Origin of the sequence: Candidatus Viadribacter manganicus, from assembly GCF_001679665.1 — a bacterium.
GTDB classification, from domain to species: domain Bacteria; phylum Pseudomonadota; class Alphaproteobacteria; order Caulobacterales; family Aquidulcibacteraceae; genus Vitreimonas; species Vitreimonas manganica.
Window position 1 is genome coordinate 2,298,644 of record NZ_CP013244.1, and the last position, 19,110, is coordinate 2,317,753.

Here is a 19,110-nt window from a genome sequence, read left to right on the forward strand (position 1 = left end):
TCACACCGGATCGTCTAGGTTGTTCGCCTAAGCAAGCGAGGGCGGCAATGCAAGTCGATTGGCGTGGTGTGTTTCCGGCGGCGACAACGCAGTTTGCGCCGGACCTGTCGATCGATATTGGCGAGACGCAGCGTGTGCAAGACGCCCTGGTGCGCGATGGCGTTCATGGCCTCGTCATTATGGGTACGGTCGGTGAGAACAACTCGCTGGAGCCAGACGAAAAACGCACGGTCCTCAAGGCGGCGGTCGAGGCTGTGGGCAAGCGCGTGCCGGTCATTGCTGGCGTTTCCGAATTCGACACCAATCGCGCCATCGCGTTTGCGCGTGATGCCGAAACGCTCGGCGCCGATGGCCTGATGCTGCTGCCTGCGATGGTCTATGTGCCCGCTGAAGCCGAACTCGTTGCGCATTTCAAGGCGGTGGCGAAGGAAACCGCGCTGCCGATCATGCTCTACAACAATCCGCCCGCCTATCGCGTCAGCGTCGGTATCGAAGCGATCAAGCAACTTGCGGATGTGGAGAACATCGTGTGCTTGAAGGAGAGCGCGCCCGACACGCGCCGCTTCACCGATCTTTACAATGCGATCGGTGACAAGATCATGCTTTTCGCCGGCCTCGACGATGTCGCGCTTGAAGGCCTCATTCTTGGCGCCAGAGGCTGGGTGTCCGGCCTCACCAATGCCTTCCCAAAAGAGTCACTTGCTCTCTATGACGCGATCATCGCGGGCGACATGAAAACGGCACTGGCGATCTATCGCTGGTTCATGCCGTTGCTGCACTTGGACGCTGAGCACGATCTCGTTCAATCGATCAAGCTGGCCGAGCAGATCATGGACCGCGGCAGCGAACGTGTGCGGCCGCCGCGCTATCCGCTGACGGGCGCGCGCCGCGCCGAAGTCACGGCCATGGTGGAGCAAGCGGCAGCTACGCGTCCGAAATTGAAGGCCGCCGCGTGACGCGTTACACGTTCCGCTGCATCGACGGCCACACCGCCGGCAATCCGGTTCGCTTGATCATCGAGGGCAAACCTGAACTGAACGGCGCGACTATGAGCGAGCGTCGCCGGGATTTCATGGCGCGCTATGATTGGATTCGAACCGGACTCTGCTTCGAGCCGCGCGGTCACGATATGATGAGCGGCGGCTTTCTCTATCCGCCGACAGGCGCCGACGCTGATGTCGGCATTCTTTTCATCGAGACCAGCGGATGCCTGCCGATGTGCGGGCATGGCACGATTGGCATCGTGACGTTTGGCATCGAGAGCGGGGCCATCAAGCCGCGTACGCCGGGGCGGTTCATCGCTGAGGTGCCCGCTGGCAAGATTGAATTGAGCTACGTTCAGGAGGACGATCGCGTCCGCAGCGTTCGCATTCGCAACGTGCCGAGCTATCTTGCTGCTGAAAATGTAAAGATCGATGTGCCGGGCTTTGGTCCGCTGATGATCGACATCGCTTATGGCGGCAATTTTTACGCTATTATCGAGCCGCAGGGGCCATACACGGGCCTAGACGATCTCGGCGCTGCGCGCATACTTCAACTTTCGCCGATCGTTCGCCAGATTATCCGCCAGACGATCGAACCTGTGCACCCGATCGACCCGACGATACGCGGCGTCAGTCACGTGCTGTGGGCCGACAAGCCCAAAACCGAGGGCGCGCATGGCCGCAACGCCGTGTTTTATGGTGACAAAGCAATCGATCGTTCGCCGTGTGGCACCGGTACGTCGGCCCGCTTAGCGCATCTGCATGCCAAAGGGCGGCTCAAAGTGGGCGAGCCTTTCATCCATGAAAGCTACATTCTCTCGCGCTTCATTGGGCGCATCGAGGCCGAAACAGAGCTCGGCGGCAGGAGCGCCATCATCCCGTCGATCGAGGGATCTGCTATCGCAACTGGCCGGAATGAGATCTGGATCGATAGCGAAGATGCCTTCGCTCACGGCTTTCAGGTCGTCTGATCTTGATTGCGCCTCCCGAGCACGCGTGCTGCATTGCTGAAAACGCGTGCGGGGGAGTGACGCATGGGGCTTACATTTGAAGCAATCTTCCGTTGGCTGATGACGATTGTCGGCGGTTTGCTGGCCGCTCTTTCAGCGATTGCGATTTACTTCACCGCCGTTCTGCTGCGTACCGCACACAAGCGCGGCGAACTCGCACCGAAGCCGGAAGCCATCGGCCTCGGCGCCGTAACAGATTTCTTCGATACACTCGGCATTGGCTCGTTTGCGCCGACGACCGCGTACATGAAAATCCGCAAGATGGCGCCGGATAGCTATTTCCCGGCGATCCTCAATGCGGGTCACGCACTGCCGACTGTTGCGCAAGCGTTGATCTTCATCACGCTCGTGCAGGTTGACCCCGCACTGCTGATCTCCTGCATCGCGGCGTCCTGCGCAGGCGCCTTTATCGGCGCGCCGATTGTGCAGCGTTCGCCGGTGCGCCTTGTGCAGGGTGTTGTCGGGATTGCGTTGCTGATTGCCGCTACGCTCTACGCACTTGGCAATCTGGGGCTCATGCCGCCAGGCGGCGAAGCGACGTCATTGGCGACGACTTATTTTGTGATCGCTGTCGTTGGCCATTTCATGATGGGAATCCTCATGATGTTCGGTATTGGTCTCTATGCGCCCTCGCTCGTGCTATTGAGTTTGTTGGGGCTAAACCCGGCGGCCGCGTTTCCGATCATGATGGGGTCGTGCGCGTTTCTAATGCCGATCTCGAGCCTCAACTTCGTGCGCTCGGAGCGCATCGATTTGCGCATCGTTCTGGGCATTGCGCTGGGCGGCATTCCAGCGGTGTTGCTGGCGGCGTTCGTGGTCAAGAGCTTGGACCTCGTCACGCTACGCTGGCTGGTTGTCGTCGTGGTCGTTTACGCGTCCGCATTGCTGCTCCGGTCGGCGCTCGCCGCCAAGCCGAAGGCGCAAGAGGGAAATCCTGCGGTTGTCCCGTGAGAGTGCAATGAAACGTGTAATTCTGGGCGCCGCTCTGGCGATCACATTTGCCGCCTCAGCCGCCGCGCAAACGACAAGCGCGGACTTGTCTCGCTTGTTCGAGGATGAGCGGGCGTTCGTTTATCGCGAGGATCCTCTCAGCGCGACCAGCGCCGGCATTCACGACTATGACGACCGTCTGCCATCGGTGACACCCGAAACGAACGCCCGGCAATTGCGTGAGAACCAAGCCTTTCTCACTCGCCTTCACGCCATCAATCGCGGTCAGCTCACGCACCAAGAGCAAGTGAGTTACGATCTGTTCGACTTCATGGTCGGACAGCGCGTTCGGCTCGGGCGCTATGACGATTGGCGCTTGCCGCTCAACAGCGATAGCGGATTCTACTCGGAAATCCTTTTGCTCGACGATTTGCAATCGCCGCGCACGGTGCGCGACTATGAGAACTACATCGCGCGCCTCAATGATACACCGCGCTATTTCCGCGAGCAGATCGCGAACATGCGTCAAGGCTTGCGCGATGGCTTCACGCTCCCGCGCGAGATCGTTGCGGGTGTCTCCCAGGTGATCGGCGCGTTTCACTACGAGAACGCAGAAGCGATGGGGTTGTATGCGCCCTTCGCCAATTTTCCAGCGAGCGTGCCGGAAAGTGAACGCGCGCGACTGCGCGAAGCAGGGCGCGCTGCGCTTACAAACAGTGTGATTCCGGCGTTCGATGAATTCCGCGTATTCTTTCAGAACGAGTATGCGCCGCGCACGCGCACCACCATCGCCGCGCAACGACTGCCGAATGGCCGCGCTTACTACGCTGACCTAGTCCGCTATTACACGACGTTGCCGGATGCGACGCCGCAGAGCATTCATCAAATCGGGCTCAATGAAGTCGCGCGCATTCGCGCCGCGATGGAAACAGAGATGCGGTCCGCGGGCTTTGACGGTTCGTTCGAGGAATTTCTCGCCTTTCTCCGCGCCGATCCGCAATTCTACGCGACGACGCCGGAGCAATTGTTGCGCGAAGCGGCGTGGATCACGCGCGAGATCGATGCGCAGATGCCGAATTATTTCGGCCATATCCCGCGTCGTCCGTACACGGTGCAGCCGGTGCCGGCGGAAATTGCCCCGAACTATACGGGTGGACGTTATAGCGGCGGCCGTCTCGAACAAGCTGGTGAGTATTGGGTCAATACCTACGCGCTGAACACGCGTCCACTGTATGTGCTGCCGTCGCTTACGGCGCACGAGGCCGCGCCGGGGCACCACACGCAAATTTCGCTGGCGCGCGAACTCACCGATTTGCCGTCGTTCCGTGGCACGTTCTATCCGCACGCGTTCGGCGAAGGCTGGGGTCTCTATTCGGAGCGGCTCGGCGAAGAGATGGGCATCTACCACACGCCGTATCAGCGTTTCGGGCGTCTCACGTATGAGATGTGGCGCGCCTGCCGCCTTGTCGTTGACACAGGGATGCATTCGATGGGTTGGTCACGCCAGCGCGCGCTTGACTACCTCGCCGCCAACACCGCGCTCTCGACGCATGAAATCCGCACTGAAGTCGATCGCTATATCGGCTGGCCGGGGCAGGCGCTCGCTTACAAGATTGGCGAGTTGAAGATCGTCGAACTTCGTCAACGCGTCGAGGTGGCGCTCGGCGATAGCTTTGACGTGCGCGCCTTTCATGACGCCGTGCTGGCAAATGGCGGCGTGACGCTTCCGGTTTTGGAACAACAGATCGACGAGTACATCGCGGCGTCGCAGCTGCAGCAGCCCTAACTACTTCGTGCCGTAGATCCGGTCGCCGGCGTCGCCGAGGCCTGGCACGATGTAGCTGTGGTCGTTCAGGCGCTCATCAATCGCGGCGGTCCAGATCGGCACGTCCGGATGATGGCTTCGCACGACATCGATGCCTTCGGGCGCCGCGAGAACACATGCGAAGCGAATATCCTTCACACCATGCTCCTTGATCCGGTCGAGCGCGGCGACGGCCGTGTGACCGGTCGCGAGCATCGGATCGATCAGGATGACCATACGGTCGGCGACATCGCTCGGCGCTTTGAAGTAGTACTCAACGGCCTTTAGTGTTTTTGGATCGCGATAAAGCCCGATGTGCGCCACGCGCGCGGACGGCACCAATTCGAGCATGCCGTCGAGCAGACCCATACCAGCGCGCAGGATTGGCGCAAATACCAGTTTCTTTCCTGCAAGCCGCTTGCCGTGTGTTGGGGCGACGGGTGTTTCGATGGCAACATCCTCAAGCGGCAGATCGCGCGTTACTTCATAGCAAAGCAACAAACTGATCTCGCGCAGCAGTTCGCGAAACGAGCGTGTCGAAGTTTCCTTGTCGCGCAGGATGGTGAGCTTGTGCTGCACCAAAGGGTGATCGACGATCGTTACGCCTTGCATCAAAACACCGTGCCATCGCTGTGAATGAGGAGCGGCGGTCCGCCGTTTGGCCGCTTCTTGCGCGCCACCTCGCGGCCCGCCGCCCAAGTGCCGCCTTCGAGGACGCGCGCCAGCGGAAGCGCGTCCGCACTTACGCCCAATCGTTCCCGGACCAGCGGCGCTATGCGATCGAGCAACGCCACCGTGAGTGAGCGCCACGCGACAACGGCGGGGTCGTTGACGTTGTAAACCAGTGCGCGTGGATCGCGGGGTTCAAGTACGCCCATATCGATGAACAAACCGCCGTTGCGATACTCGGCAAGTCCGGTCAGCCCATCGATATCGACGACACGGACGCTAGCCGCTTCGAGTGGCTCGATTAGAGAGTAGGCAAGCCACTGCGACAGTTTGTGCAGCGGCGTATAGCCGAGCTGCGGATGTGGCCAGCAATCACCGAGCGATACGCCATCCAAGTGCGGGCGGTGTTCCCAGATTGGACCAAGGCCGGCCAGCAGCGCTTCAAGAATTGCCGGCGCCGGCAACACGCCCGCAATCGCTTGCGCCTTCAAGATATCGAACAAACCACCTGGCCGCGGCGCGTCGTTGAGCGCAAAGATGCGCGGCGCCGCGTCGACGGTTTGACCAAGCCGATTGAGCAAGCGGGCGCGGCCCGCAAGCCCTTCAAGCCCATTGTCCGCTCTCACTTGGAAGGCATCGGCCAGCGCATGTTCGTCCATGCGCGCCAGCCCCTCCGCATCGGCGCGCAGCGGATCGGCAGGCTCTGCAGAGAAGCCGCCCCATTCGAACAACCGCAAGCTCGCGAGCGCTAAGCCCTCTGAGCGCGATGCGACGAGATCGGAGCTTGGATCCTTGTAGCGCCATGTCGCGCCGGCGCCGGCGTCAAGCAGAACTGAGGTGATCGCGAGATCGAAATAGGCGCGCGCCTTTGCGTCGGCGTCGCGCCAATGCGCTTCCTTTGCGATGTCTGTCCATAGATCACGACCGCCCAAAACGAAATGGCGCCAACGGGCGTGAAATGGAACCTCGAGCGTTGGGTAGCGCCGTCGCACGATTTCGGCGACGAAGTCCGCGCAAGTCGGCAGCGCGTCGAGATTGAGTTTCCAGTCGTCGAGTTTGCCGGCCTCCGCCAACGCGAAGGCGTCGTTCGCGCGCCCGCGTACGGCAGCCGCGCTGAGCAACGCGCGTGCGTCAGAAGTCTTTGAGGTCACGTCCCACCACGTGCGTTAAATCTTCTTCGCTCGGCGCGGCCTCGGGGCTGAAATAGCCCGCCGCCTTCTTGGCTTCGAGTTCGACGCTCGCGTCAGGCGGCACCAATTCCGGCGGGATCGGCACGCGTTCGCCGATCGTGATGCCTGACGAGGCGATGGCCTCGAACTTCATGTTCGACATCGAGACGAACCGATCGATGCGTGTGATACCGAGCCAGTGCAGCACGTCCGGCATCAATTGCTGGAAGCGCGCATCCTGCACGCCCGCGACGCATTCGGTGCGTTCGAAATAGGTCGCGGCTTGATCGCCGCCCGGCTGGCGCTTGCGCGCGTTATAGACAAGAAACTTGGTCACTTCGCCGAGGGCGCGCCCCTCTTTGCGGTTGTAAACGATGAGACCCGCGCCGCCGTTTTGCGCTTCGCGAATGCACTCCTCGATGCCGTGCGTGAGATAGGGGCGGCAGGTGCAAATGTCCGAACCGAACACGTCCGATCCGTTGCATTCATCGTGCACGCGGCAGGTGAGTTTGCGGGCCGGATCGCTGATCGCCGCCGGGTCGCCGAAGATGTAAAGCGTGATGCCGCCGATGGGCGGCAGAAATACGCACATGTCCGGCCGTGTCACCAACTCGGGATACATGCCGCCGGTCTGCTCGAACAATGTGTGGCGCAGCCGTTCTTCGCTCACGCCAAAGCGCGCCGCGATGCCGGGCAGGTGCCAGACTGGATCAAGCGCGGCCTTCGTGACCGCAACATCTCCACTCTCGTGCACGACAGCGCCGTCGGTCTTTAGCCGTCCGCGCGCAATCGCTTCGCGAATCTCCGGTAGTGAAAGACGCGCCTTTGTGATCGCGATCGTCGGGCGAATGTCAACGCCCGCGTCGATCTCTGCCTTAAAATCATCGGCGACCAGGTGTCCCCAAGGATCGAGCGATACGACCTTTCCCCCGTCGCGCCATTGCGGGAACGGACCCATGTCAACAACAGGCGCCGTGTCAGTGAGATCGGGGCGTACGCTCGGATTGAGCGCGCCCGCTGAAACGGAGAGCGCGCGATAGATGGAGTATGCACCGCCATAAGCGCCGATAGCATTACGGTCAGCGGTTGCTGAGCCGATGATCGGCCCGCGCTCTTTCGCGGTGGCCGCGCCCCAGTGAATCGGGAAGCGCACGGCGGCGCCGGCCCCTGGATGAGAAGTCAGGCGAATGTGGCCGATGCGGTTTTCGGACATGATTGCTTCGTCGGCGTCTATTTCGCCCTCGTGATTCGTAATGTGAGGCTGCGGCGATTGCTTGGCAAGGCGCGCGCCATGCTGCCGCAATTACGCCTTCAACAAGTCCTGCATCGCCATTGCCGCCGCCGGATTTCGCTCCTTCGCGCCGCTGATGAAGTAGAGGAACACGTCGCCCGACTTTTCCCAATCGCGCGCGGTCTTGGCCCACTTCTTCAGCGCTGGCTTTGGATAGCCGGTCGGTTCATCGGCCTGTGTCAGTTCGAGGCGGGCGTACGAGAAGTCTGCAGTTGGTTCAACGATAAGCGGATGCTTTTCGGACTCGACCGTAACGACAGCGATGTTGCGCTTGCGCGCCAGTTTCATGAATGCATCGTCGGTGAAGCTCTCGTGGCGGACTTCGATCGCGTGCCGCAATTTCACCTTACCCAGCTTTTCGGGCAGCATATCGAAATAGGCATTCATCTCGGCGGCGTCGAACTTCTTGTAGGGGGCCATTTGCCAGAAGATTGGTCCGAGCTTTGCGCCCAGTTCGCCGACGCCACTATTGAAGAACCATTCGATCGATTGCGCCGCCTCCCGCAAATCTTTGCGTTGCACCGCAGCGCGGGGCGCCTTCACCGAAAACATGAAATCGTCCGGCGTCGCCGTCGCCCACTTTTTGAACGAGGTCGCGGTTTGCGTGCGATAGAAGGTGGCGTTGATCTCGATCGCCGTCACTTTGCTAGAGGCGTATTCGAGCTGCTTTGCGGCTGCGAGCTTCGGCGGATAGAAGGTTTCCTCCCAAGGCTCGTAGCTCCAGCCGCCGATGCCAACGCGGATCGTCATCTCATTCGCCCGTGAAGTTCGGTGCGCGCTTTTCGGTGAACGCGTCGACGGCCTCCTTGTGATCACGGGTCTCGTGCGCGAGTGCTTGAAACGCCGCCGAAAGTTCGAGCACATCGCTGAGGCGCCCATGCTGTGCTTCACGCAGGAGGCGTTTGGCCAAGCGCACCGTGCGCGGCGGGTTGACGGCCACGCGGTCCGCCAGCTTGCGCGCTTCGTCCATCAACGCCTCATCAGGCACAACGCGCGACACCAATCCGATCCGCGCGGCTTCGTCCGCGTCAATCGTGTCGCCGGTGAGCACGAGTTCTGCCGCACGCGAGGCCCCGATGGCGTTGGTCAAGATCCATGCGCCGCCGTCGCCGGGAATGATGCCGACCTTTACGAAGCTCGATGCCATTTTCGCCGATGCGCCCGCGAGGCGAATGTCGCAGAGAATGCCGATGTCGAGGCCTAAACCAATGGCGTGGCCATTGATTGCAGCGATGGTCGCGACCTCGATGTCGGCGAGCGCCTTGATGACGGAGTGAACACCGCGGCGATAGTTCGCGCGGGTGCCGTCCGGCGTTGCACGCGGGCCGATGCCGCTGCGTTCGCGAATGGCCTTCAGATCGCCGCCTGCACAAAACGCCTTTCCTGCGCCGGTGAGGATGACAGCGTTGATGTCGGCGTCGTCATTGGCTTTCCACAATGCGCCCGCGAGGTCATCGCAATCCTGTTGGGTGGCGATCGCGTTGCGGCTCTCGGGCCGGTTGATCGTTACGGTCGCGACGCGTCCGGATTTTTCATAGGTTGCGAACGTCATTTCATCCTCGATTGATTTCGATCTGGGTCAGAAGGCGACAAGCGCCGGTTACGGTGTTGCTGCCGTTGGCGCGGGCGGTGAGCCCTGTTGGTAGCCGATGAGCGGCTCCGATGTGAGTGGCGCGCCGTCCCGTGTGACGTCGAGCACGCCGGTGCCATCGCGATTCAGCGAAAGTACGTAGCGGAAACCCTGTGTCTCGAAGGTGTAGGTCGTTGCTTCCGGCGTTTGCCCAGCAACACCGTTGCGCAATTCAAGAGATGCGTTCGTCGTGCGCGCATTCTCGGCGCCGCTCGCGGCGCGAGCGCTCGCGTTGTCGGCGAAATTGTAGGCGCTGTAAGTAATGGCGCCAGCGGCGTCCTCGTGGACGACGAAGCTACGCCGGGAGGTAAAACCCGCGACGCGCGTGCGAGGCATCCAGCGACATTGGATATCGCGGCCTTCAATTTGCGCGGAACCGAACGGGCGCGTGTATGCCGACGCCGGCGTTTCCAACATGCCTGGATTGGTTTGATGGACCCAGGCATCGGAGCCGTTGTCGCGCACCAGCTCAGTGTTGATGCTGCCAGCGGCGCCTTCTTCGTCGCCGACGAAATAGCCGTTGCGTGCTAAGAGGCCTCCATCGGATTTTCCGTATTCGGCAACGTGCACGTCATTATTCGCGGTGCGCTCGAAGACGAACACCGACGCTCCATTGATCGAGTCGCAGATGAACCACGGCGCTGGCACGCGCATGGAAATCTGTTCTTCCTCAGCCGTGGGCGGGGCCGGCTGTTGGTTGCAGGCGGCGAGCGTGAGGGCGAGCAAAGCGACGGCAAAACGCATGAAGATCTCCTGCGCCCGCCTTTAGCAGTGCTTCATGCGCGGCTCAACTTACTCCGCGCCGGCGCCCACAATGTATGCGATCAAATCCTCGCTCTGAGCCGGTTCAGGTCCGTGCCGCGCGACCGAGACACGGCCAACGCCGGTGCGATCGACGGTGACGTTGATTTCGGTCTCTGCATCAGCTTGGAAGCTGTAGTTCGCGCCGTCCGCGTTCGTTATTTCAGTCCCGTCGCGAACTTCGAGTGAGAAGGTCGTGGTTCGGCCGTTTTCGGACACCTCGATCTGTTGCGCTTCAGCGGCGCTGGCGAAATCGTACGAATGATAGAGAAGGTCCCCGTCACCATCTTCGCTGACGACGATCGTGCGTCTGCCGGTGAAACCCATGAGCCGGGTGCGAGGCATCCATCGACATGTGATGTCGCGATTACCTATGCGTACCGAGGTGAAGGGCAATGTGAACGCGGCGCCTGGTGTTTCCAGCATGCCCGGACTGATCTGGCGAATGTGTCCGACATCGACACCGTTCTGGATCAGCGTCGTGTAGACGCTTCCCGCCGCGCCTTCTTGGTCACCCAGCTGATACTCGGTGCGCAGCACGATCTCGCCATCCGGTTTGCCGTACTGCGCCACGCGCGCTGTTGAGCCGTCGCGCTCAAACACCAACACGACCGGTGCATCGATGGCATCGCAGATGAACCACGCCGCCGCCGCGACTTGGACAGGCGCTTCGGGGAGCGGTGGCGGCGGTTCGGATTGTCCGCAAGCCATGAGTGCAAGTGCAAGTGCAAGGGCTATGGCTGCGCGGCGCATGTTTTGAACTCCGGACGGAGTGAACAACTAGCGCTTCAGACAATGGGATCAAGCGGGCGTTTTCGCTGCCTTGGATCAGAGCCCCAATTTTCGCCGTGTCGTGGCCGTGATGCTGACGGCGCTCTTGGCGTAATCTGCCCATGGATCTGGCTGGCTCAGACGCGCGTGCATGTCTTTCAGTTTGAAAACCGACGCTGCAGGAATCGTCTTCAGCTCATCCCAGCTCACGGGCACGGCGATTGGCGCTGTTCCGCTCGCGCGCGGCGAATATGGAGCGATAGCCGTCGCGCCGCGCCCGTTGCGCAAATAGTCGACGAAGATGCGGCCTTTGCGCTTCGCCTTCGCCATGTTGGCGACGAAGCGCTTGGGATCGAGCGCGGCGATTTGTTCAGCGACATCGGAGGAGAAGGCTTTCAATTCCTCCCACGCCAGTTTGGGCTTCACATTGAGCACGATGTGAATGCCCTTGCCGCCGGTGATCATCGCGAACGACTGGAGGTCGGCGCTGTCGAGCAGAGCTCTGATGTCGAACGCGGCGCGTTTTACCACTTGAAAGTCGAGGTCTTCGTCAGGATCGAGATCGAAGATGAGGCGGTCGGGGCGCTCCAGATCTTTGTTGCGTGAGCCCCAGAGATGAAACTCAAGCGTGCTGATCTGAGCAGCAGAAACGATCGCGGTGGCGTCCGGAAATGTAATGTATTCTTCGGCCTCGCCGTCACTTTCAGACACTTTGATAAGTTTGATTTCCGCGGGCATGCCCTTCATTGCGTGCTTCTGGAAGAATGTCTGTCCGCCAACGCCATCCGGCGCGCGCACGAGACTGACTGGTCGCCCGAACAAGTGCGCGCCCATCCGATCTGCGGCCATGTCGAGATAGGCGGCGAGTTCGGCCTTGGTGACGCCGGCGTCGGGAAACAATACCTTCCCTGGATGCGTGAGCCTGACGCGCGTGCGCATCGCCGGAACTGCCTGTTCGGGCTGCACATCCTTCGCGGCCTTGTCGCCGCGCAGTCCGAGGTAAACGCCGTGGCGGATTGCGCCTTCACTTGTAAATTCCGCGAACCGCACTTGCGCCACGAGCTTTGGCTCAACCCACTTCGCGCCTTTCGCTGCCGCGCGCGGCACAGTCAGCGCTGGTTTCGCGCGCTCCATCTTGCTCAGCTGCGCGTGGAGGGAGGCGAGTGTCTTATCGTCGAAGCCAGTGCCAACATTGCCGCGATAGACCAGCTCGCCGTCCACATGATCGGCCATCATCAGCGCTGCGAAGGCGCGTCCCTTGAGGGAGGGCTGATAACCGATAATGACGAATTCCTGCTCGTTGACGCATTTTGCCTTGAGCCAAGAATTGGTGCGTCCGCTTTGATAAGTGGACGTCGCCTTTTTCGAAACAATTCCTTCCAGTCCTTGATCGCGAAACGCCTCCAGGACGTCTGGGCCACCGCCTTCGAAATAAGGGCTGATGCGTATCGGCGGTTTTGCCTTGGCAAGGATTCTTTCCAGCCTCAGTTTGCGATCGATCAGTGGCGTCTTGCGGAGATCTTTTGCGCCTTCCGCCAAGAGATCGAACACGAAATACGAAACGCCTTTGGCGACGCCGTTTTCGAGTGATTTTTGCAGTGCGGAGAAGTCCGTCTTGCCGCCGGCTTGCGCAACGGCGACTTCACCATCGATCAGGATGTCTTTCAGCTTTGACGCCGCGAGTGCATCGGCGATGGACTGAAATTTGCCGGTCCAATCCAGTCCCGTGCGCGTGTAAAGCCGCACGCTGTCGCCGCTCACGGCTGCCTGGATGCGATAACCGTCATACTTGATCTCGTGAATCCAGGCATCGCCCTTGGGTGCGTCGTCCACGCGTGTCGCCAAGGCCGGTTCCACAAACGCCCATTTTGGCGGCTTTACCGCTTTCGGCGCTCGCTCGCCGCCTTTGCTCCACACGCGCGCGCCGCCTGATCGCACGTCTTCGATCGTGCGGCCGGAGACAACGCTGGTGACGCTGCGCGCAACCGGATCTTCCTTGCCGGCGAAGGCGTCCTTCGATTTGAACAATAGCCACGGATTGCCGCGCTCACCCTCGCGCGGCTTGATTTTGACCATGTGAAATTCACCCATCAGCCGATCGCCGGCCAACACGAATTTCAATTCACCCTTCGCCATGCCTTCATCTGGATCGAGCAGCCATTTTACTTTGCCGGTGTCCCAGATGATCACCGCGCCCGCGCCATATTCACCCTTCGGAATGACGCCCTCGAACGATCCGTATTCGATGGGGTGATTTTCGGTGCGCATGGCGAGGCGCTTGATGGCGGGGTCGAGCGAGGGGCCTTGCGGCACAGCCCAGCTCATCAGCACGCCATCATGCTCAAGTCGGAAGTCGTAGTGCAGCCGTGTCGCCGCATGCTTTTGCACAACGAACATGCCGCCCGCGTCCTTTACGACGCCGCCGGCGGGTTCAGTCGTCTTTTTGAAATCGCGCTTGCGGTTGTATTCGGCCAGACCGCCGACCGCGTCCGACTTGGCCGTTTTCTTCCCGCCGCCAGCTTTGGCGGGCCGTTTCATTTTTTGGCGCGCTTTTTCGCCGGCGTCTTCGCCGGAGCTTTAGCGCGCGTTGTCTTGGTGCGTTCCGCTGCAGCGCGCCGTTTCGGCGCGGACGCTTCTTCTTCTTCGCCCACGATCTTGGACTTCTTCGCCAGCGATTTTTTCAGCGCGTCCACGAGCGAGACGACATTGTCGCCATGATCCCGGGACGGCTCTTCTTGGTCTTCCAGGATCAGTTCGCCGTGGCGCTCAATCTTCTTCTTTACCAGTCGCTCGATCGCGATCGCGTATTCGTCCTCGAACTTGTTGGGGTCGAACTTCGCCTTCTTGCGGGTGATCAACTCTTCTGCGAGATCGACCAGATCGGCGTCGAGCTTGCCGCTTGGGATTTCGTCGAAGAACAAGTTCGCTTTGCGAAGCTCTTCCGCGTAGTGAACCGTTTCGACAATGAGGCCGCCTTCGTACGGCTTCACCGCCGCGATGTAGGAGCGTCCGCGCATGGTTATTTGCCCGAGGCCCACAGTCTTCGTCTTCTTCAGCGCTTCGCTGACGACCCGGTAGGGCTCGTCCGCCATTTTGCCGTCGGGCAGGGCGTAATATGGTTTGTCGAAATAAATCGGGTCTATCGTGTCGGCCGGCGCGAACTGCACCATGTCGAGCGTCTTCTTGGAATCGACTTTCAGCGCTTCGAACTCTTCATCGCTGAAGAGCACGTAGCGGCCTTTTTGATATTCGTAGCCTTTGACGATCTCGTCTTTGTCCACGGCGCCAATGCCCGGCGCGACCTTCTCGTAGCGAATGCGCTGCTTGGAAGGTTCGTGAATCTGGTTGAACGAAATCTTCTCCTTGGAATCCAAGGCTGAGTAGAGCTTCACCGGCAGCGCGACGAGCGCGAGCCGAATTTGCCCTGTCCAAACTGGACGAGCTGGAGGCGCCATGACCCTTTAAACACCCTGACGTGACCCGACGTTCCAGCAGCGTAACATCACTAAGGGTTGCTCACAACGCGCGCGGTTAGCGTTTACCTTACTTTGCGACCGGCGCCGGACGGCGCGTAGGTGGCGCGCGCTGCTTCTATGAATGCACCGTCGCGGTCGCGCATGCGATCAGAAAAGACGAGACCGACGTCACGGCTCAGCGCGAAGCCAGCAAGATTCACTAACGCCAGCCCCGGTGCTTTGAAACTCGCGGGCGCGACGGTGACGCCGAGGCCCGCCGCAACCATGCTCATCGCCCGGTCGTCCGAGAGCGTACGCAGGCTGAAGGAGGGGCGTACGTCGCGGTTGGTGAAGTAGCGGCTGATCTCGGGCAGGCCTTCGCATTGCCGGCGCACGATCATCGTCTCGCCAGCGAGTTCGCCGCCCTCGATGCTCAGTGCCCCCGACAGTTTGTGGTTAGCGGCGACGAAGAGCACATAAGGTTCCGTGCGTAAGCGTTCTTGCGCGAAGCTATCGAGGCCAGGACGCAGGATGGTGATCGCGACATCGAGGCGCCCGTCCGAGAGGCGGTTGGCAATGTCGCGTTCGGTCGAGTCGAGGATCTCCAGTGCTTCGCCGCCCGAGGCTTTGGCGTGCTGGGCCACCACACGCTCGAGGTCGCGCGCAGGGATGGTCGAGAGCACGCCGGCGCGAAGGCGCTTCATCTGCGGCGTCTCTGAGACGTCGCGAAGCGCCGCCTCATACTCCTGGGTAATCCGCCGTGCGTGTTGGAGAAACTTGCTGCCCGCAGGCGTCAGTGACACGCGCCGCGTCGTTCGTTCGAACAGGCGCGCGCCAACTTCACTTTCGAGCTTGGCGATCCCCACCGAGAGCGTTGGCTGGGTAACCGAAACTCGCGCTGCCGCCTTCGAAAACGAGCCCAGCTCGGCCACGGCCAGAAAATAGCGAAGCAGATAGCGATCCATAGAGCATATCTATCAGTTTCGTTCGAGACGTTCAATTTTTATTCAGAATGCAAATCAATTAGGTCTGGCTCTCAATAAGCGGGCGTCGCTCTGAGCCTGTCGAAGATCAGAGCCCGCAGCGGCCCTTCGACAAGCTCAAGGCGACGCTGAGTGTTTGCCGGGAGCCCAAACATGTCAGACTCCTACCAGCTCGATTTTCAGCTCGGCGAAACCGCCGACGCCATCCGCGACACCACGCGGAAATACGCGGCCGATCGCATCGCGCCGATGGCCGCTGAGATTGATGCGAACAACAAATTCCCGCGCGAGCTTTGGCCTGAAATGGGCGAGCTCGGCCTGCACGGCATCACTGTCGCCGAAGAAGATGGCGGGCTTGGCCTTGGCTATCTCGAACACGTGGTTGCGATGGAGGAGGTGAGCCGCGCCAGCGCTTCCATCGGCCTCTCCTACGGTGCGCACTCGAACCTCTGCATCAATCAGCTTCGTCGCTGGGCGACGCCGGAGCAAAAGCAGAAATATCTGCCGAAGCTGATCAGTGGCGAACATGTCGGCTCGCTTGCCATGAGCGAAGCGGGCTCCGGCTCCGACGTCGTATCGATGAAATTGCGCGCCGAGAAGAAAGGGGATCGCTACGTCCTCAACGGCACGAAGTTCTGGATCACCAACGCGCCCGAAGCCAACACGCTCGTCGTCTACGCTAAAACTGAACCTGGCGCAGGCTCAGGCGGCATTACCGCCTTCATCGTCGAGCGCGGCATGAAGGGTTTCAGCGTCGGCCAGAAGCTTGACAAAATGGGCATGCGTGGCTCGGACACCGGCGAACTCGTGTTCGAAGACTGCGAAGTGCCGGAAGAGAATGTCATGGGTGGCCTCAATCGCGGCGTCGCCGTGCTGATGAGCGGCCTGGATTACGAACGCGCCGTCCTCGCCGCTGGCCCGCTCGGCATCATGCAAGCCTGCCTCGATGTCGTGCTGCCTTACGTTCGTGAGCGCAAGCAATTCGGCAAAGCCATCGGCTCGTTCCAGCTCATCCAAGCCAAGGTCGCCGACATGATCGTCGCGCTCAATTCGGCGCGCGCTTACGTCTACGCCGTCGCCAAATCCTGCGATGCTGGCAAAACCACGCGCCACGACGCGGCCGGCGCTATCCTCTATGCCTCCGAAAGCGCGGTGAAGAGCTCGCTCGAAGCCATCCAAGCCCTCGGCGGCGCAGGCTACACGCGCGACTTCCCAGTTGAGCGCTTCCTCCGCGACGCTAAGCTCTACGACATCGGCGCTGGCACCAACGAAGTGCGGCGCTTCCTGATCGGCCGGGAGATCATAGGCGGGGGATGAACGCGCGTCCGTACAAACCACCGCCGGAGAGCTTTGACTTTCAGTTGCTCAAGCTGTTTTGGACCGTAGTGGCGCTCGTCTTGATATGCGGGTTCTTTTTCCTGATTCTCGTCTGGCCGGTAAGCCTTTTGCAGCTGCCTGGTTGGGTGCTGATCCCGCTGATGGTGACCTACGCTGGCCTTTGCGGCGGCTCTTATCTCTTTCTCAAGACAACAACTCTCGGCAAATACTTGTGTGATTGGCCGCCCTATGCGTTTTGAAAAATGAAACTCAAATCCAACATAGATCCCCACTCGGACGCTTTCGCCAAGAACGCCGCGCACCATCGCGGCTTGGCGGACGAACTCCGCCAGCGCTCCGCGCAGATCGCGCTCGGTGGCCCGGAAGAATCCCGCGCTCGCCACACTAAGCGCAACAAGCTGCTCCCACGTGAGCGCGTTGAGCGTTTGCTCGATCCCGGCGCGCCGTTTCTCGAAGTCGGCGCGCTGGCGGCGTACGATCTCTACAATGGCGAAGCGCCCGCTGCAGGCGTGATCACCGGCATTGGTCGTGTATCAGGCCGTGAAGTGATGATCGTGGCCAACGACGCCACAGTGAAGGGCGGCGCATATTTTCCGATGACGGTGAAGAAGCACCTGCGCGCGCAAGAGATCGCGATGCAGAACAAGCTGCCGTGCGTCTATCTCGTCGACAGCGGCGGCGCAAACCTGCCGCACCAAGCCGAAGTCTTCCCGGACCGCGATCATTTCGGCCGCATCTTCTTCAACCAAGCGCGCATGTCGGGCGAGGGCATCGCGCAGATCGCTTGCGTCATGGGCTCATGCACCGCCGGCGGCGCCTACGTGCCGGCGATGAGCGATGAAACCGTCATCGTCCGCAACCAAGGCACCATCTTCCTCGGCGGACCTCCATTGGTGAAGGCCGCGACCGGCGAGGTGATCAGCGCCGAAGATCTCGGCGGCGGCGACATGCACGCGCGCAAGAGTGGTGTCGTCGATCATCTCGCGCAAGACGATGCGCACGCATTGCACCTGGTTCGCCGTATTGTTGCGAACCTCAACACCGTGAAGAAAGTCGGCCTCGATCTGCGCGAGCCGATCGCACCGGCGTACGATGCGCAAAGCATCTACGGCGTCATCCCCGATGACGTGCGCACGCCGTACGACGTGCGCGAAGTCATCGCCCGCATCGTCGATGGCAGCGAGCTTGACGAATTCCGCCCGCTGTACGGCCCAACGCTCGTCACTGGCTTTGCGCGCATTTGGGGCTTTCCCGTTGCGATCCTCGCCAACAACGGCATTCTGTTCAGCGAAAGCGCACAGAAGGGCGCGCACTTTATCGAGCTCGCCTGCAAACGCGGCATTCCGCTCTTATTTCTACAAAATATTTCCGGCTTCATGGTCGGCGGCAAATACGAAGCGGGCGGCATCGCCAAGGACGGCGCTAAAATGGTGACGGCCGTCGCCTCCGCCGAAGTGCCGAAATTCACCGTGCTGATCGGCGGCTCATTCGGCGCCGGCAATTACGGCATGTGCGGCCGCGCGTACTCACCGCGCTTCCTCTTTACGTGGCCGAACTCCCGCATCTCCGTCATGGGCGGCGAACAAGCCGCGTCCGTGCTCGCGCAAGTCAAGCGCGACGGCATGGAAGCGAAAGGCGATAGCTGGGCGAAAGAGGAAGAGGAAAAGTTCAAAGACCCAATCCGCGCCCGCTATGAAGCCGAAGGCAGCCCATACCACGCCACAGCGCGCCTCTGGGACGACGGCATCATCGATCCCGCACAAACCCGCGATGTCTTGGGCCTGGCGATCAGCGCGAGCCTCAACGCACCGATTCCGGAGACACGCTTCGGCGTGTTTAGAATGTAGTCCCATGGGTTACGGCATTCACGTCCACCGGCGCGAACATTGGTCGGACGACGGCAATGATATCTCCGTGGAAGAATGGTTGGCGTGCGTAGCGGCTGATCCATCGCTTGAGATCGATGAGGAGCTCATGGCCATGTGGCGGCGACATGGCTCTTTGGACATTCCTGTGCTTTGGAAACCCCGGAAGGCAGCGCGAAAAAGTCTCCAGCAAGAATCCCTCAGAGAAGACGATCGTGAAGGCGGTGCAGAGTGCGAGCGCTTTGGACGCGCGCGTGGAGGGCGACGATGGCGAGTTTTACAATGCTGATGGAAGTTGCGACTCGTTGCAGGTCGAGCAGCCCGAGCGATCGCTATGGTCAAAGATTTTCGGTGGCTGAATGATCGTATCCCCATTCGTTCCAGAAGGTCGCACGCTCCCCCTTTCTCCTG

17 protein-coding genes are annotated in these 19,110 nt (G+C 60.8%); 7 read left to right on the top strand and 10 right to left on the bottom strand.

The annotated features are described in order from the left end of the window. Positions 1–47 precede the first annotated feature (47 nt). The 4 genes from ATE48_RS11840 (at position 48) to ATE48_RS11855 (ending at position 4,709) form a co-directional block, all read left to right on the top strand. Positions 48–956, top strand: coding sequence for a dihydrodipicolinate synthase family protein (locus tag ATE48_RS11840; RefSeq protein WP_066771772.1), 909 nt, complete (start codon positions 48–50; stop codon positions 954–956). Beyond that, positions 953–1,954 carry a 4-hydroxyproline epimerase gene (locus ATE48_RS11845; protein ID WP_066771774.1) on the top strand — a complete coding sequence of 334 codons (1,002 nt, stop codon included), beginning with the start codon at positions 953–955 and terminating at the stop codon, positions 1,952–1,954. Before ATE48_RS11840 ends, ATE48_RS11845 begins: the two co-directional genes overlap by 4 nt. Positions 1,955–2,017: 63 nt before the next feature. Next, positions 2,018–2,944, top strand: coding sequence for a TSUP family transporter (locus ATE48_RS11850; protein ID WP_228126593.1), 927 nt, complete (start codon positions 2,018–2,020; stop codon positions 2,942–2,944). Between the two features lie 7 nt (positions 2,945–2,951). Continuing rightward, the gene (locus tag ATE48_RS11855; RefSeq protein WP_066771775.1) at positions 2,952–4,709 is read left to right on the top strand and encodes a DUF885 domain-containing protein; all 1,758 of its coding nucleotides are present in this window, start codon (positions 2,952–2,954) and stop codon (positions 4,707–4,709) included. On the opposite strand, the gene upp is transcribed toward ATE48_RS11855, so the two are convergent. The 10 genes from upp to ATE48_RS11905 form a co-directional block, all read right to left on the bottom strand. After that, positions 4,710–5,339 carry a uracil phosphoribosyltransferase gene (upp, locus tag ATE48_RS11860; protein WP_066771777.1) on the bottom strand — a complete coding sequence of 210 codons (630 nt, stop codon included), beginning with the start codon at positions 5,337–5,339 and terminating at the stop codon, positions 4,710–4,712. Beyond that, positions 5,339–6,547: a DUF1688 family protein gene (locus ATE48_RS11865; RefSeq protein ID WP_066771778.1), complete on the bottom strand. Its 1,209-nt coding sequence runs from the start codon at positions 6,545–6,547 to the stop codon at positions 5,339–5,341. Before ATE48_RS11865 ends, upp begins: the two co-directional genes overlap by 1 nt. Beyond that, on the bottom strand, positions 6,528–7,778 hold the full coding sequence (locus ATE48_RS11870) for a GTP cyclohydrolase II (protein ID WP_066774968.1): 1,251 nt from the start codon (positions 7,776–7,778) through the stop codon (positions 6,528–6,530). Before ATE48_RS11870 ends, ATE48_RS11865 begins: the two co-directional genes overlap by 20 nt. Before the next feature lie 90 nt (positions 7,779–7,868). Continuing rightward, a complete protein-coding gene (locus tag ATE48_RS11875; RefSeq protein WP_066771780.1) occupies positions 7,869–8,606 on the bottom strand; it encodes a DUF72 domain-containing protein in 738 nt (245 codons plus the stop codon). A gap of 1 nt (position 8,607) precedes the next feature. Next, entirely contained in the window at positions 8,608–9,408 is an 801-nt protein-coding gene (locus tag ATE48_RS11880; protein ID WP_066771782.1) for a crotonase/enoyl-CoA hydratase family protein, read from the bottom strand. Positions 9,409–9,456: 48 nt separating this feature from the next. Next, on the bottom strand, positions 9,457–10,230 hold the full coding sequence (locus ATE48_RS11885; RefSeq protein ID WP_066771784.1) for a hypothetical protein: 774 nt from the start codon (positions 10,228–10,230) through the stop codon (positions 9,457–9,459). 48 nt (positions 10,231–10,278) lie between these two features. Further along, positions 10,279–11,040, bottom strand: coding sequence for a hypothetical protein (locus ATE48_RS11890; RefSeq protein WP_066771785.1), 762 nt, complete (start codon positions 11,038–11,040; stop codon positions 10,279–10,281). Positions 11,041–11,115: 75 nt separating this feature from the next. Beyond that, complete coding sequence (gene ligD / locus ATE48_RS11895; RefSeq protein WP_066771786.1) at positions 11,116–13,596, bottom strand: DNA ligase D; 2,481 nt, start codon at positions 13,594–13,596, stop codon at positions 11,116–11,118. Further along, positions 13,593–14,513 carry a non-homologous end joining protein Ku gene (gene ku / locus ATE48_RS11900; RefSeq protein ID WP_066771787.1) on the bottom strand — a complete coding sequence of 307 codons (921 nt, stop codon included), beginning with the start codon at positions 14,511–14,513 and terminating at the stop codon, positions 13,593–13,595. Before ku ends, ligD begins: the two co-directional genes overlap by 4 nt. Positions 14,514–14,596: 83 nt before the next feature. Next, the gene (locus ATE48_RS11905) at positions 14,597–15,478 is read right to left on the bottom strand and encodes a LysR family transcriptional regulator (RefSeq protein ID WP_066771789.1); all 882 of its coding nucleotides are present in this window, start codon (positions 15,476–15,478) and stop codon (positions 14,597–14,599) included. A 171-nt stretch (positions 15,479–15,649) separates the two neighbouring features. Here ATE48_RS11905 and ATE48_RS11910 point away from each other — a divergent pair, with 171 nt between their 5' ends. From ATE48_RS11910 to ATE48_RS11920, 3 genes are read left to right on the top strand one after another with little or no spacing between them, the layout of a single operon-like run. Then, positions 15,650–16,813: an isovaleryl-CoA dehydrogenase gene (locus ATE48_RS11910; RefSeq protein ID WP_066771791.1), complete on the top strand. Its 1,164-nt coding sequence runs from the start codon at positions 15,650–15,652 to the stop codon at positions 16,811–16,813. Continuing rightward, complete coding sequence (locus tag ATE48_RS11915; protein ID WP_066771794.1) at positions 16,810–17,073, top strand: hypothetical protein; 264 nt, start codon at positions 16,810–16,812, stop codon at positions 17,071–17,073. Before ATE48_RS11910 ends, ATE48_RS11915 begins: the two co-directional genes overlap by 4 nt. Before the next feature lie 3 nt (positions 17,074–17,076). After that, on the top strand, positions 17,077–18,681 hold the full coding sequence (locus tag ATE48_RS11920) for a carboxyl transferase domain-containing protein (protein ID WP_066771796.1): 1,605 nt from the start codon (positions 17,077–17,079) through the stop codon (positions 18,679–18,681). The last annotated feature ends 429 nt before the right edge of the window (positions 18,682–19,110 follow it).

What these genes read in the sequence shown, in the direction of transcription:
- ATE48_RS11840 (WP_066771772.1), top strand. Translation starts at nt 48, where the DNA reads ATGCAAGTCGATTGGCGTGGTGTGTTTCCGGCGGCGACAACGCAGTTT.
- ATE48_RS11850 (WP_228126593.1), top strand. Translation starts at nt 2,018, where the DNA reads ATGGGGCTTACATTTGAAGCAATCTTCCGTTGGCTGATGACGATTGTC.
- ATE48_RS11855 (WP_066771775.1), top strand. Translation starts at nt 2,952, where the DNA reads ATGAAACGTGTAATTCTGGGCGCCGCTCTGGCGATCACATTTGCCGCC.
- upp (WP_066771777.1), bottom strand. Translation starts at nt 5,339, where the DNA reads ATGCAAGGCGTAACGATCGTCGATCACCCTTTGGTGCAGCACAAGCTC.
- ATE48_RS11870 (WP_066774968.1), bottom strand. Translation starts at nt 7,778, where the DNA reads ATGTCCGAAAACCGCATCGGCCACATTCGCCTGACTTCTCATCCAGGG.
- ATE48_RS11875 (WP_066771780.1), bottom strand. Translation starts at nt 8,606, where the DNA reads ATGACGATCCGCGTTGGCATCGGCGGCTGGAGCTACGAGCCTTGGGAG.
- ATE48_RS11880 (WP_066771782.1), bottom strand. Translation starts at nt 9,408, where the DNA reads ATGACGTTCGCAACCTATGAAAAATCCGGACGCGTCGCGACCGTAACG.
- ATE48_RS11885 (WP_066771784.1), bottom strand. Translation starts at nt 10,230, where the DNA reads ATGCGTTTTGCCGTCGCTTTGCTCGCCCTCACGCTCGCCGCCTGCAAC.
- ATE48_RS11890 (WP_066771785.1), bottom strand. Translation starts at nt 11,040, where the DNA reads ATGCGCCGCGCAGCCATAGCCCTTGCACTTGCACTTGCACTCATGGCT.
- ligD (WP_066771786.1), bottom strand. Translation starts at nt 13,596, where the DNA reads ATGAAACGGCCCGCCAAAGCTGGCGGCGGGAAGAAAACGGCCAAGTCG.
- ku (WP_066771787.1), bottom strand. Translation starts at nt 14,513, where the DNA reads ATGGCGCCTCCAGCTCGTCCAGTTTGGACAGGGCAAATTCGGCTCGCG.
- ATE48_RS11905 (WP_066771789.1), bottom strand. Translation starts at nt 15,478, where the DNA reads ATGGATCGCTATCTGCTTCGCTATTTTCTGGCCGTGGCCGAGCTGGGC.
- ATE48_RS11910 (WP_066771791.1), top strand. Translation starts at nt 15,650, where the DNA reads ATGTCAGACTCCTACCAGCTCGATTTTCAGCTCGGCGAAACCGCCGAC.
- ATE48_RS11915 (WP_066771794.1), top strand. Translation starts at nt 16,810, where the DNA reads ATGAACGCGCGTCCGTACAAACCACCGCCGGAGAGCTTTGACTTTCAG.
- ATE48_RS11920 (WP_066771796.1), top strand. Translation starts at nt 17,077, where the DNA reads ATGAAACTCAAATCCAACATAGATCCCCACTCGGACGCTTTCGCCAAG.